This window comes from Streptomyces longisporus, assembly GCF_039532765.1.
Lineage (GTDB): Bacteria > Actinomycetota > Actinomycetes > Streptomycetales > Streptomycetaceae > Streptomyces > Streptomyces longisporus.
In genome coordinates this window covers 266,896-280,129 of sequence record NZ_BAAASG010000010.1, presented here as the reverse complement: position 1 = coordinate 280,129, position 13,234 = coordinate 266,896, and the positions used below count along the sequence as shown (strand labels likewise).

The 13,234-nt window shown below is 70.1% G+C and carries 12 protein-coding genes and 1 pseudogene; 8 read left to right on the top strand and 5 right to left on the bottom strand.

Annotation, left to right across the window (positions count from 1 at the left end; genetic code table 11):
• Window positions 1-84: 84 nt before the first annotated feature.
• Window positions 85-926 (bottom strand): annotated as a pseudogene (locus ABD355_RS22365) (LysR family transcriptional regulator).
• A gap of 317 nt (window positions 927-1,243) precedes the next feature.
• Here ABD355_RS22365 and ABD355_RS22360 point away from each other — a divergent pair.
• Window positions 1,244-1,555 carry a hypothetical protein gene (locus ABD355_RS22360; protein WP_344402312.1) on the top strand — a complete coding sequence of 104 codons (312 nt, stop codon included), beginning with the start codon at window positions 1,244-1,246 and terminating at the stop codon, window positions 1,553-1,555.
• A 340-nt stretch (window positions 1,556-1,895) separates the two neighbouring features.
• On the opposite strand, the gene ABD355_RS22355 is transcribed toward ABD355_RS22360, so the two are convergent.
• The gene (locus ABD355_RS22355) at window positions 1,896-2,117 is read right to left on the bottom strand and encodes a hypothetical protein (RefSeq protein WP_344402311.1); all 222 of its coding nucleotides are present in this window, start codon (window positions 2,115-2,117) and stop codon (window positions 1,896-1,898) included.
• 805 nt (window positions 2,118-2,922) lie between these two features.
• Between ABD355_RS22355 and ABD355_RS22350 the strand changes: the two genes are divergently transcribed.
• The gene (locus tag ABD355_RS22350) at window positions 2,923-4,437 is read left to right on the top strand and encodes a ricin-type beta-trefoil lectin domain protein (RefSeq protein WP_344402310.1); all 1,515 of its coding nucleotides are present in this window, start codon (window positions 2,923-2,925) and stop codon (window positions 4,435-4,437) included.
• 272 nt (window positions 4,438-4,709) lie between these two features.
• Here the strand turns inward: ABD355_RS22350 and ABD355_RS22345 are convergent, their stop codons facing one another.
• Window positions 4,710-6,116, bottom strand: a complete 1,407-nt coding sequence (locus ABD355_RS22345) for an FtsW/RodA/SpoVE family cell cycle protein (protein ID WP_344402309.1) — start codon at window positions 6,114-6,116, stop codon at window positions 4,710-4,712.
• A gap of 179 nt (window positions 6,117-6,295) precedes the next feature.
• Between ABD355_RS22345 and ABD355_RS22340 the strand changes: the two genes are divergently transcribed.
• From ABD355_RS22340 to ABD355_RS22330, 3 genes are all read left to right on the top strand, one after another.
• Window positions 6,296-7,120 carry a hypothetical protein gene (locus tag ABD355_RS22340; RefSeq protein ID WP_344402308.1) on the top strand — a complete coding sequence of 275 codons (825 nt, stop codon included), beginning with the start codon at window positions 6,296-6,298 and terminating at the stop codon, window positions 7,118-7,120.
• 62 nt (window positions 7,121-7,182) lie between these two features.
• A complete protein-coding gene (locus ABD355_RS22335) occupies window positions 7,183-7,968 on the top strand; it encodes a hypothetical protein (RefSeq protein WP_344402307.1) in 786 nt (261 codons plus the stop codon).
• Window positions 7,969-8,118: 150 nt separating this feature from the next.
• Window positions 8,119-8,982, top strand: coding sequence for a polysaccharide deacetylase family protein (locus tag ABD355_RS22330; protein WP_344402306.1), 864 nt, complete (start codon window positions 8,119-8,121; stop codon window positions 8,980-8,982).
• Window positions 8,983-9,044: 62 nt separating this feature from the next.
• On the opposite strand, the gene ABD355_RS22325 is transcribed toward ABD355_RS22330, so the two are convergent.
• Window positions 9,045-9,569, bottom strand: a complete 525-nt coding sequence (locus ABD355_RS22325) for an EF-hand domain-containing protein (protein ID WP_344402304.1) — start codon at window positions 9,567-9,569, stop codon at window positions 9,045-9,047.
• Window positions 9,570-9,810: 241 nt separating this feature from the next.
• Here ABD355_RS22325 and ABD355_RS22320 point away from each other — a divergent pair, with 241 nt between their 5' ends.
• On the top strand, window positions 9,811-10,347 hold the full coding sequence (locus ABD355_RS22320; RefSeq protein WP_344402302.1) for a hypothetical protein: 537 nt from the start codon (window positions 9,811-9,813) through the stop codon (window positions 10,345-10,347).
• A gap of 233 nt (window positions 10,348-10,580) precedes the next feature.
• Here ABD355_RS22320 and ABD355_RS22315 read toward each other — a convergent pair whose 3' ends face one another.
• The gene (locus ABD355_RS22315) at window positions 10,581-10,844 is read right to left on the bottom strand and encodes a hypothetical protein (RefSeq protein ID WP_344402300.1); all 264 of its coding nucleotides are present in this window, start codon (window positions 10,842-10,844) and stop codon (window positions 10,581-10,583) included.
• A gap of 210 nt (window positions 10,845-11,054) precedes the next feature.
• Here ABD355_RS22315 and ABD355_RS22310 point away from each other — a divergent pair, with 210 nt between their 5' ends.
• Together ABD355_RS22310 and ABD355_RS22305 are read left to right on the top strand one after the other, a co-directional pair.
• Entirely contained in the window at window positions 11,055-11,750 is a 696-nt protein-coding gene (locus tag ABD355_RS22310; protein ID WP_344402299.1) for a response regulator transcription factor, read from the top strand.
• 6 nt (window positions 11,751-11,756) lie between these two features.
• Window positions 11,757-13,154 carry a sensor histidine kinase gene (locus tag ABD355_RS22305; RefSeq protein WP_344402298.1) on the top strand — a complete coding sequence of 466 codons (1,398 nt, stop codon included), beginning with the start codon at window positions 11,757-11,759 and terminating at the stop codon, window positions 13,152-13,154.
• Window positions 13,155-13,234: the final 80 nt, after the last annotated feature.

The following is a 13,234-nucleotide window of genomic DNA, read 5'->3' as shown; positions in this document are numbered from 1 at the left end:
TTTAGGCGATTTCATCGACCTTGGGGAGGTTTTGGCGACCGATCGCCGAACCTCACCGGCCGTAGCCATCCTGTACACCGGGGGTCAGGACGCCGTCGACGGCACCCCGAGGATGCCCAGCATCGCCCGGGTCGCGGGACTGGGGTTGAACCGGTTCCCCACCAGATACTCGGTCCGACGCGGTCCGTCGGCCACCGGGACCAGCGCCGGCCCGGGATCGTCGGCGGCCCGCGGCCGGACGAGCGCCGACGGCAGCAGCGCGATGCCGAGCCCGCGCGCGATCAGCCGGGTGATCAGCTCCACGACACCGGCCTCGTACGCGACATCGCGCACCAGGCCCGCGGCCGCGAACGCCTGATCGGATTGGGCCCGGGCGGGCGTCCCGCCCACGAAGTCCACGAACGTCTCCTCGGCGATCTCCCGCAGCGTGACCCGGGCAGCGCCCGCCAGCCGGTGAGCGGCCGCCACCACCAGCACATGCTCGTCGTGACCGAGAACGACCGCCTCCACCCGTCGCGGACCGCCGCCGCCAGTTCGTCGCTGCGCCCCGAGCGCAGAGCGACGCGGACGTCCGGGTGCCGGGCGCGGTAGCGCTGCAGCAGTTCGGGTACGTCGACGGCAGCCGTCGTCACGATCACGCCGACGGCGAGCCGGCCGCGCACCACACCGGTCGCGGCGGCGGCATCTGCGGCCGCCCGGTCGGCGGCGGCCAGGCACTCGCGTGCGCCGGCGACGAACGCCGCCCCCGCGGGCGTCAGTTCCACCCGGCCGCTGGACCGGGCGAACAGCTTGACGCCGAGCTCCCGTTCCAGCCCGGCGATCCGGTGACTCAGCGACGACTGCACCACGAAACAGCGCTTCGCGGCGCGCGTGAAGTTGCGGGTTTCGGCGACGGCGACGACATGGCGCATCTGTTGGAGATCCACCCGGCCATCACCCCCTCATCACGGTCGTCCACCACGGCGGACACCCGTCGCCGTAACGAGCCGAACGGCGCAAGCCGCCTCACGCTCGCGGCACCGCCGCACGGGTGGTTTCCGCGCGGAGCGCCTACGCCCGCTTCGTCTTCGCTATGCCTTGTCCGCACAGGGGATTTGGGCCGGGAGACGGCCCGTCGCCTGCGCTCGTTGATCGGACGATCCGGCGTGCCGACGAGCAGATATAGGAAATTTGCGCATTAACCTCCAGTCACCTTAAGACGTGGCGGATCTCGCTCGCGTCCGTTTCAACACCCGGAGAAGAAATGCGCAAGCCTCGCAAGACCGTTGTCGTGGCCGTCCTCCTCGGCACCGTCGGCTTCCTCGGCGCCGGCACCGCTTACGCCCACGGGGACGGGCACGGGAGCAAACACGGACAGGGTCACTCGCGCGAGCACCACGGCCACGAAAGCCAGAAGATCCTTGTCAACCAGAGCACCACCTGCACGGTGACCGAAGACAACAGTGACGTACAGGGCGAGACCGCCGCGTTCGGCCCGGACGGCAAACCCGACACGCAGAACACCAACGTCGGTTCGAGCCTGGGCTGCAACAACACCGTCAGCTTCGGCAAGTAGCCCACAAACGGGCACACATGAGGAAGGCCCTCCGTGATCTCCACGGAGGGCCTTCCTCATGCTCATACAGCCCTTGACCGGGCTTTCCTCAGGCAGCCGCGGATCGCGCCGCACGGGTGTCCGGGACGGGCTCCTGCGCGTCCTCGGGCCGGAAGATCTCGTCCTCTCCGAAGTCCGGAGCCTGGAAGGGGGTCGTCGTCGGAGGCGGCGACGGTGCCGTGGAACGGCGGGGTTGCCCTTCCGGCGGGGCGGAGAACAGCGACGTCGAGTCGATGACAGGTCTGCCTTTCGTTACAGGTCCCTGATGGGTCCTGGCGTGCCGCGGCCGGGCACGACGGCGCTACAGCTTGGTCATCTTGGCGTACGGGCTCAAGATCCGCATCTGCGTCGAGCCGAAATCGACGAGCGCCGCGATCCCGTCCTCGATGCCGATCACGCGGCCGAGGCCGTACACGTCGTGTGTCACTTGGTCGCCCATGGCGAAGTGCTTGGGGGCCGGTGCGACCGGGGCCTTGAAGGGGCTGGTGGGCAGATGACGCTTCGGTGCCGCGGGCTTGGTCATGGCTCAGTATGACCCCACCTCCCTCCCGAACGCTGTGGCCGTCGGCACAGATCCACACGGGGCCGCCGCGCCACGCTCGTCCATCGCCGGACAAACCCCCGCCCGCGATCCGAGTTCCCACCTGCGTACTCGGCAGTTGCGACGGCTCCCCCTGGAACCCGTCCCTGCTCGGCGCCGCCCTGGTCGCCGCCACCCGCACCTCGTACGAGGAACGCCCGCACCGGCATGTCCTCGCCCCCCCTCGGCGTCACCGACGTCACCGCCGACCAGCCGCCCGGCAGACGGCTCGGCCACCGGGGGCTCCTCGGACGACCGCAGCGGCCCTGGACCATGCCGGCGCGATCCTGCCCGCCGGCGGCCTGTGGGCCGCTTTCGAAGGCACCGCCCGCCTCGTCACCGGTCTGCTCGTCGACCGCAGGCTCGGGCAGCGCCTCGGTCTTCGCTGGCGCCGCACCCCGGGGCTGGATCCTCGTCCGTCAGATGCTTCCTCGATGGTGCGTCCGACCAGACGTGAGGGCGCAAGTCCACAAGTTGTCGCACAATCAAACGCGACAAAGGGGCCGCCGTTTCATCCCATGTCTGCCCGGCAAATGTGCGCACTGAGTCTTGACCGCCCTGTTGGGCCCAGGCAAGCTCTTCTCCGGTCCTGGCAAGTCGGATACAGGGCCACGCTCAGAGGCTATGCGGACCCACCCGGCCGTATTCATCCCATGTGTAGAGCCGTGACGCGGCCTGTCGCTGGTGGGCGCTGCAGCTCAATGAATGGAATCGAACACAAATAAACACGGCCTCGTGAGGAGACCTCGTGAACATCGCGACGACGCGCTTACTGAGACGGCCGAGCGCCGGGCGCAGCCGCCTCCAGACCGGCCGGCGCCTTATCGCCGGCGCGGCGGCCTCAGCCCTGGCGCTGCTGGGACTGCTGGGCGGCGGCACCGCCCAGGCCGCCACCGAGGCGCAGGCCGTCCCGGCCGCTTCGGCCACCAGCCAGTTCCACGGAGTGAACTGGGCGGACCCCAACGACAACTTCATCACCGGCCCGAACATCCCCGTCGGCCTGTCGACCTCGGACGACTACGCCACCACGTACGCGAAGTCCACGGCCATCCTCAAGGGCTTCCAGGGCCTGGGGGCCAACACCGTCCGCATGGGATTCAACGCGGCGACCACCTCGGGAGCCTGGTGGGGCAGTTACACCGCGGCGCTGGACGCCGCCACCGCGCTGGGCATGAAGGTCATCGTCGCGCCGTGGCTGCAGAACGGAAAGGTCAGTGACACCGCGTCGTTCTACGCGATGTGGGACACGATGATCAGCAAGTACGGCTCGAAGAGCAACTTCTACTTCGACATCATGAACGAGCCCTGGGCGTACAGCGGCACCGACCTGGCCAACTTCGAGGCCGACTGGCTGGCGCATTACCCCAATCTCCCTCGTGACCACGTGATCGTCCCCGGCATATCGGCCGACACCAGTCTGTGCGGCCTCGGCGCCGACTCCCGGCTCTCCGGCACCCTGCTGTCCATCCACATCTACAGCATGTTCGGCATCTCCCACACAACCGAGGCCGACTGGGTCAAGGAGTTCAACAACAACCTGTGCGGCTACGCCGACCGCGCCGTGGTGACCGAGTTCGGCGTCCCGATGAACACCGGCGTCGACTACAACGGCCCCAAGGACGGCATCAACAACATCTCCTACTTCTACGCCATCACCGACACCGTACGGAGCCTCGGCATCGGTTCCGTCCTGTGGACCGGCGTCAAGGAAGCCGCCCAGGCCCAGGGCCCCGGGCCCTGCGACAACGCCTCCTGCGCCATCACCTCCCTGAACGGCAGCGGCACCAACCTCTCCCTGACCCTCAACAACCGGCCCGGCCTCGACCGGCTCCAGTGGGGCTGGGGCACCGGCACCAACCCCGGAGGGGGAAGCGGCAGCGGCGCCGTACTGCGCGGCACCGGCTCCAACCGCTGCCTCGACGTGCCCGGCGCGAGCACCACCAACGGTGTGCAGACCGAGATCTGGGACTGCGCCGGCGGCACCAACCAGCAGTGGACCGCCACCTCCGCCAAGGAGTTGCGGGTCTACGGGAACAAGTGCCTGGACGCCAACGGCTTCGGGACCTCCCCGGGTACCAAGGTCGTCATCTGGGACTGCACCGGCGGCACCAACCAGCAGTGGAATCTCAACAGCGACGGCACCGTCACCGGCGTCCAGTCAGGGCTGTGCCTGGACGTCACCGGAGGCGCCACTGCGAACGGCGCCCTCGTCGAGCTGTGGACCTGCAACGGCGGCACCAACCAGAAGTGGACCCGGCAGTAACGCGGAAGAAGTGGCACCGGGGGCTCGGTGGAGCCCCCGCGCCATGAGATGCCCCGGCCCCCGGTGGTGACCGTGCCGCCGGGGGCGGGGGCCGTGGGCGGGGGCAGGTGAACCCGCCCGGTGACCTCCACACCGGATTCCTGCCGGGTGCTGATCATGATCACTACGGTGACGCCGGCTGCGACCACGCCGAGCGGAATCGCCCAGGCGAAGAAGTCGCGCCGTCGTTTCCCGCTTGCTCGCATGCTCGCGGCTCCTTCTGTGGTGCCCGGTCACGGCCGCACGATCTGTGTCTCGGCGGCGCTGAGGTCGGTGGCGGGCTGGGGTGCGGGTCGCCGGGCGGTGTCGCTGACCTTGATGAGAAGGGCGACCAGCAGCCAGTTGGCGACCATGGCGGATCCGCCCTGGGCGAGGAAGGGCAGGGCCTTGCCGGTGAGGGGGATGAGGCCGGTGACGCCGCCGGTGACGACGAAGACCTGCAGCACGAGCGAGGTCGCCAGGCCGGCGGCGAGAAGCTTGCCGAAGGGGTCGGTCACGGTGATGGCGGTGCGCAGGCCCCGCTCGGCGAGGACCGCGTAGAGGAGCAGCACGAGCGTGACGCCGACCAGGCCGAGTTCCTCGCCGACGGTGGTGAGGATGAAGTCGCTGCGCCCGGCGAAGCCGATGAGCTCCGGATGGCCCTGGCCCAGTCCGCTGCCGAGGATGCCGCCGGAGCCGAAGCTGAAGAGGGCCTGGGCGGCCTGGTCGGAGACGAGTCCGGCCGGGCGCTGCGCAGGGGGCAGGTAGATGTCCATCGGGTGCAGCCAGGCGACCACGCGGCCGTGGACGTGCGGTTCGAAGGAGCCGACGACGAACGCGCCGACGGCGAACATCGCGACGCCGAACACCACCCAGCTGGTGCGTTCGCTGGCGATGTACAACATGATCACGAAGATGCCGAAGAAGATCAGTGACGTGCCCAGGTCACGTTCGAAGATCAGGACGAGCAGGCTGAGGATCCACACGGCCGCGATGGGGCCGAGCTGCCGTCCGCGCGGGAGGTAGAGCCCCATGAACCGGCGCCCCGCCAGCGCCAGCGCGTCGCGGCGCATGGTGAGGTAGCCGGCGAAGAAGACCACGATGACGATCTTCACGAACTCGCCGGGCTGGAAGGACAGCGGCCCGATGAAGATCCAGCGTTTGGCGCCGTAGACGTCACCGGGGTAGAAGGCGGGTGCCATCAGCAGCACCAGGCCGAGGGTGATGGCGAGGTAGGGGTAGCGCTGGAGCCTGCGATGGTCCTTCAGCGCGATCACCACCGCGGACAGGCCCACCGCCGCGATGGCGCACCACATGAGCTGTCCCGACGTCGCTGCCGCGGCGCCGTAGCGGGCCTTGTAGGCGATGTCGAGGCGGTGGATGAGGACGATGCCCAGCCCGCTGAGCAGTGTGGCCACCGGCAGGATCAAGGGGTCGGCGTGGCGGGCGAAGCGGCGTACGGCCCCATGGCACAGCAGCGGCAGGATCCCCAGGACCGCGACCCGGCCCAGCAGGGCGGCCGACAGGCTCCCCCCGGTGGAGAGCGTGGTCTCGGCGTAGCCGTACCCGCAGATCAGTACGGCGCCCAGCAACAGCACCAGTTCCACATCACGGCTGGTGAACCGGCCGTAGTGCACGACTGGCTCTCGTCGACCGCGCATGCGGCTCCCCCTGAATGACAGTGAACAGGCCGGCCCGAGGTGGCTCTGCGCACGGGCTCCGACTGGAAGGATATACAGTTGCGCAACAGCGCAACTGTAAGCTCGAGGGGGCGGTGGGACTGAGCGGGCCGGCAAGGAGGCGACGGCGCCGGGTGTGGCCGGTGCTCGTGGGGCTCGGGATGGTTCTGGCGCTCATCGGCTATCTCGTCGCGCGCCACATCCCTTCGGTGCTGGTGGAGCAGTGCACCGCGCAGAGCGCCGAGGGGCCGGCCGTCACCCTCGACCTGGACCAGGCCGCCAACGCCGCGACCATCGCGGCCGTGGCCGACGCCCGCAGACTGCCGGAACGCGCCGTCACCGTGGCTCTGGCCACCGCGATGCAGGAATCCAAGCTCCGGAACATCGGCTACGGCGACCGGGACTCGATGGGGCTCTTCCAGCAGCGGCCCTCACAGGGCTGGGGCACCCCCGCCCAGGTGCTCGACCCCGTCCACTCCGCAGGGATGTTCTACGACGCTCTCGTCAAGGTGCCCGGCTACTCGAAGCTGCCGGTGACCGTCGCCGCACAGAAGGTCCAGCACAGTGGCTACCCCGAGGCGTACGCGCAGCACGAGCAGGATGCCGCCATTCTGGCCGCCGCTCTGTCCGGCCGCGAGGGGGCCTCGCTCAGCTGCGAGGTGCGGAGCGTGGGCACACCGGGGTCCGCCCGGACCGGCGGTACGGCCGTCACGGCGGAGGTCCGGCGCGAGTTCGGCAGCGACCCCGCCGCCGACCCGCCCGCCCCCGCGCCGAACCACGTCGCTTACAGGGCAACCGACACCAAGGCGGGCTGGGCCCTGGCCCTGTGGCTGGTCTGCCATGCCACCACCCTGCACATCACTACGGTGGATTTCGACGGCCGTGAATGGAACAGCTCCACCTCGGACAAGGGCTGGACCAGCCGAACCTCTCCTGCCGGGGCCACCGGCGAAGTCCTGGCCGGGCTCGCCTCTGCCCCAGCATGACGAACGATTCCTGTTGATTGCAGACTTGCGCAACGAGGCAAGCATCTGGCGAAGATAGCCCTGTGACCACCCATGACACCCCGCCTCCGCAGCACCCCGGCCCCGAGCACTGGACCGAGCTGCTGCAAGCCCGCCTGGAACGGATAGAGGGCCTGCTTGCTCCGGCGGAGCAGGCGTCCGAGTCCGAGCGTCCCGCTTGGCAGCGGCGCACCCGGGGTGAGCAGCGCTGGGCCGTGATGGCGGCGCTGCTGGTTGCCGTCTGGGTGCAGTGGGCGCTGCCCGAACGGTTCACCATCCACCCGCACTGGCTCCTGCCGGTACTGGAGCTGGTCATGATGGCGGCGCTGTGGGTGGCCCATCCGCACCGGCGGATCGAGCACCGCTCCCGTCTGCTGCGCGCGCTGGGCCTGCTGCTGGCCGCCGCGGTCAGCCTCGCGAACGGCTGGTCGGCCGTCATCCTGGTACGTGACCTGCTGCACGGCACCGAAGGCTCCAACGCCGTGGCCCTGCTGACGACGGGCGGCGGCATCTGGCTGACCAACGTCATCGCCTTCAGCCTCTGGTACTGGGAGTGGGACCGAGGCGGTCCGGTGGCCCGCGCCCTCGGCACGCACCAGAACCCGGACTTCCTCTTCCCCCAGATGCAGCAGGAGGGCATCGCGCCCGATGACTGGGAGCCGCAGTACATGGACTACCTCTATGTCGCCCTCACCAACGCCACGGCCTTCAGCCCCACCGACACCATGCCGCTGTCCCGGTGGGCGAAGCTGCTGATGTCCGTGCAGTCCGCGATCTCCCTGCTGACCCTGGCGCTGATCATCGCGCGCGCGGTCAACGTCCTGAAGTGACCCGCGACCGCTTGCCCCGGCCCCATGGCCGACGGGAACCCTGCGCCCGCATCCGTCATCAAACAGGGTGATCGTGGCTCTTGATTATCAAGCTATTTTCATTCAGGCAAAACGTCGTACTCCAGACGAAAGCGAGGAACGGTGCAGCGGATGAGCCGGGGCAGGTTGTACACGTCGGTGGCCGGGGCGATCGCGGTGGCCGTCGCCATCAGCGGCTGCGGTGCGGGCGGCGGCAGCAGCAGAACCGGTCACTCCGCCCCCTCGGCGCAGGGCGCCGCACCCAACGGCAACGCGGCCGGCACTGCTCGCGCCGCCGAACTCGCGGCCTGGCACAGGTGGGGTCTGACACCGCTGCGGACCGCTCCGCAGCCGCCGGCTGACAAGCCAGTGAAGCTCTCGGCCACCGGAACCGTTCCGGTCTTCACCCACATACCGACCTCGCAGAGGGTCGTCTTCATCACGGTGGACGACGGCCAGGAGAAGGATCCCCAGTTCATCAAGATGATGCGGGACCTGAAGGTCCCGATCACGATGTTCCTGATGAACGACGCGATCAAGTCGGACTACGCGTACTTCAAACCGCTGCAGGCGCTGGGCAATCACATCCAGAACCACACCCTGCACCATCCCGTCATGAGCTCCGTCCCGCTGGCCCGTCAACGGGAAGAGGTGTGCGGAGACCAGAAGATCCTCACCAAGGAGTACGGCACCGCTCCGCTGCTGTTCCGGCCGCCCTACGGCGCGTACAACACCAACACCAGGACCGCGGTCGGGGAGTGCGGGCCCCGCGCGATCGTGTGGTGGCGGGAGTCGATGCAGATCCGCAGCATGCAGTACCAGACGCCGGACAAGAAGTTGCGCAACGGCGACATCATCCTCGCCCACTTCCGCGGGCCCTCCGAGCTCAAGGGCCGCACGATGACGCAGATGTTCGCCAGCATGCTCAGGCTCATCCAGAAGCAGGGCTTCGCCGTCGCACGCCTGGAGGACTACATCCAGCCACCGGCCCGCTGAACATCGGGCGCCATGCGCCATCTGTGTGCCGCGCGTACGACGGGACCAGCAGGCCACTGAGCTCAGTACAGGGCGTCGCCCATCGTAGAAGGGTCGCCGATCACATAGGCGCGGATCGCTGCCAGGTAGGCGTCACGACCGACTCGGCCGTCGCCGTCGGTGTCCAGAGCGTCGAACGCGGCGGCCGCGTTTCCGGCTGAATTGTTCAGCGCAGTGCGCAGGATGATGAATTCGGCCTTGTCCAGGGCGCCGTCCCCGTCGGCGTCGGCAAGGTCGAACAGCGAGCCGAGGGCGAACCGGCAGATGTTGTCGAACTTATCGGCACCGACCCATGCGTCGTATTCGCCGAAGGCCAACCGCCCGTCGCCGTTCGCGTCCATGGCCCCCCACGCCTTGTGGGCTTGCCCGCGGGCGGCGACGACGAGCGGGTCGTCCTCCGTGCGTCCGGTGGCCTGGACGGCTCGGTCGACCCGGGAGAGGTAGTCCTGCGCCGAGATGACCCCGTCGCCGTCCGCGTCCATCATGGCGAAGATGCGCCCCCTCGCGGCGGTGGCGGCTACGGCGACTGCGGCGGTGGTTCGGCCCACTGGAGATCTCCTCCGGTTCGTTCCCTGCTCGACGAGGACTCGTCCGGCGCTTGCTACCCGCCGCCTCGCAGGTTCCATGCGACCCGAGCCGACCGGCCGGTGACCGGTGAGAGCACGGGTGCGCGTAACCGCGCGCCGGGCGGGGAGCGCGCGGGCTGTGGGCTTCCAGGCGCCGGGGCGACGGGCGTTCCCTCCGGGTAGGCCAGGGGCCGCCAGAGGTGCAGGACGTGGTGGAGGGAACATGCTCGGTAGGCGTGGCATCGCGGTGACGCTGGGGTCGCTGATGCTGGTGGGATCGGCGTTGGCGTGGGCACCGGCTGGGCAGGCCATGACGAGCGAGGGCGGGAGCGTCGGCTGCGCGGGCCGCAGCGAAGGTCGTTACGACCCACCGCTCACCCTCCTGCCGCGGCCGACCCACGTCCACGCGGACGTCACGTACGCCTGCACCGTCACCCCCGGCCGTACCGTCTCCGCCACGGCCTCCTTCGACTCGGACGTACCGGAAGCTTCCTGCGTCGCCGTGTCCGGCGGACGGGGGACGGAAACCGTCCGATACGCCGACGGCGGCAGGTCGCTGATCGTCTACGACAGTGCCACCACCGTCCGCGTCGCGGGCGTCCTCGTCGTCGTCCAGCGGGGCCGGGTCACTGAAGGACGCGGCCAAGGGCATCCCGCACAGCGGACCGTCACCGGGCTGCCCGGGGAACTGCCCACGGAATGCCTCACGTCCGGCCTGCGGGGAGTCAGCAACGCGGTTGAGTTGGAGATCCAGCCGTAAGGCTCGGACCTCAGGGCAGCGTGCGAACGGTGCGTGGGCGGCCAGTCGGCAGCGGCGGTGGCCGATCCGCCGCCCGCTTCACGCCCCCGCGAGGGTAGATGCTGAGCCGGTCGGGTCTACCTCTGCTTGCCGAACTGGACCTGAAACAGGGCGAGACGAGCAGCCCGCCGTCGGACCTCGTCGCGCCGTCCGGGGCCAGCCGCGATGCCCGGCACTGACGGTGAGATCAGGGGTCAGGACGCTCCGGTCGTCGTCTGCGCCGGCTGCGTGGTGGGGGCCGGGGCGTTGGCCGGGGACTGAGGGTGGCGGCCGGAGGAGTGCTCGACAACGCCGGACGCCAGTTGGGAGACGCTCGGCAGTACGTGGGCGTAGCCGGCGCCGAGCAGCAGGGCGGCGGCTGTCGCGGCGGTGGCCGTCCGGCGGGTCGTGGTGCTCACTCGCCGGAGTCCGCGTTCGCGTCGGCGCACCGGGTCGGAGTCGTGCGTGGGGTCGGGCATCGGTCGGCCTCCTTCGGACGAAGGCGGTGCCGCAAGGCGATCGTCCGGCTCGCGGACGCCATGTCATCAGCGTGCGTCGCGCCGCGTCTGGAAGCCGTTCGGGAAAGCTTCAGATGTGGCAAAGCCGAGTGACTGCGGCAGCGGCTCCCCTGCGTGCGCTGTCCTGCGGCCGGTCGGGGGAACCGTCCGCGTCGTCCTAGTCTTGGTGCCGTGGGACAGGAAACCGGCTCCCGGGCGGATCCGGACGCGCTCGCGGTGCTGGTCGTCGAGGACGACCCCGGCCTCGCCGGGTCGCTGGTGCGCGGCCTCGACCGAGCCGGGTACCGGGCGGCCAGTGTCGGCACCGCGCGCGGGGCGCTCACCCACGCTCCGGCACCCGACGTGGTCCTGCTCGACCTCGGCCTGCCCGACATGGACGGCATCGAGGTCTGCCGCACACTGCGCCGCAGGTCGGACATGGTGATCATCGTGGTGACCGCCCGCGGCGAGGAGGGCGACAGGGTCGCCGCCCTCGACGAGGGCGCCGACGACTACCTGGTCAAGCCCTTCGGGCTGGCTGAGCTGCTGGCGCGGATCAGGGCCGTTCTGCGTCGCGTCCGCCCCGCGGGGCCCGAGCTGCTGACGCACGGCCTGCTCGTGGTCGACCCGCGTACCCGCAAGGTGACCGTCGGCGGAGAGGACATCGCGCTCACCCCCAAGGAGTTCGACATCCTCCAGTGCCTCGTCGCCGATCCGGGCCGGGTCGTGACGCGCCAGGAGATCCTGGAACGAGCCTGGGACGCCCACTGGTACGGGCCCACGAAGGTGCTGGACGTCCACATGGCAGCGTTGCGCCGCAAACTGGGTGTTCCCGGACTGGTCGAGACGGTCTACGGGCGCGGCTTCCGCCTCGGTGAAGTCGGCTGACGCGCCGTGACCCGACGCATCGCGCTCAGCGTTCTCGCCCTGATCACCGCGGTACTGGTGCTGGCGGTGGTGCCGCTCGGGCTGATCATGACGCAGCGCGAGCAGACCTCCTTCCGGGACGATGCGGCTGCGAAAACGAGGTCGATCGCCTCCGCGGTCGAGGAGCACCTGTCCGACCACAAGCCGGACGCGGCGGCGCGGAACCTTGTCGCTCAGGCCCACGGCAGAGGCGACTGCGCGACCGTCTACGACAGAGCACGCCGCGTGGCGCTGTCGACCGTGTGCTCCGACGTGGCCGGGGGCGATCCCGCACGGCTGGTCTCCTCCGTACTCGCCCACCCGGAAACCCGGGTGCGCCAGGACGAGCAGTGGCTGACCACCGCGGTACCGGTCGGCGACTCCTCGGACCCGGTCGGGGTCGCCGTCCTGAGCCGGTCGGCCGATCCGCTGCACGACCGGATCCTGGTCTTGTGGGGCTGGCTCGTGCTGATCGGCGTCGGCGGACTCGCCGCCGCCGTGCTGATGTCGGTGCTGCTGGCCCGCTGGGTCGGCCGTCCGCTGCGGGTGCTGGACCGGGCCGCACAGCGGCTGGGCGAGGGGGCACTGGACGAGCGGGCGCCGGCCGAGGCAGGGCCGCAGGAGGTGCGCCGTCTCGCGGCGACGTTCAACACCATGGCCGCCCGCACCGAGGCCCTGGTGCACGGTCACCGTGCCGTCGTCGCCGATGTGTCCCACCAGCTGCGTACCCCGCTGGCCGCGCTCCGGCTGCGGCTCGACCTGCTCGCCGTCGACGCCGAAGGGGACACCGCGGCCGAACTGGCCGACGCCCAGGGCGAGATCGCCCGCCTGTCCCGGCTGGTCGACGGCATGCTGGCGGTGGCCCGTGCCGAGCACGCGGTGCCGCGACCGGTGCCGGTCCGGGTGGACCGCGTCGTGGCCGAACGCGTCGCCGCCTGGGAGCCCGTCGCCGACGCGGGCCGGGTCCGGCTCGCCGTCGACTGCCGCCCCCGGCTGACCGCCTTCCTCGGCGAGGGCGACCTTGAGCAGGTGCTCGACAACCTGATCGCCAACGCCCTCGACGCGGTCCAGGAGGGCGGCCGGGTGCTGATCACCGGTAGGCAGACCCACGAGACGGTTCAGTTGCGGGTCGTGGACAACGGCCCCGGGATGACCCAGGCGGCGCGGGAGAGCGCGTTCCGCAGGTTCGGCAACCCCGAGGCGAGCGGCAGCGGGCTGGGCCTGGCCATCGTCCACCGACTGGTCACCGCCAACGGCGGCACCGCGGACCTGCTGGACACGCCCGGTGGTGGCCTGAGCGTGACGCTGTCGCTGCCCGCGTCCCGGCGGGTGCGCGACCGCGGTGGAAAGTCCGACTCCGGCGGCCCCCGGCCGAGCGACACCTGAATCCCTCCAAGGGCCCGCGCCGGTGATCGCTTTCGCCCTCCTGACCAGCACATTCGCTGATCTTTGCGGGTTCTGAAGGA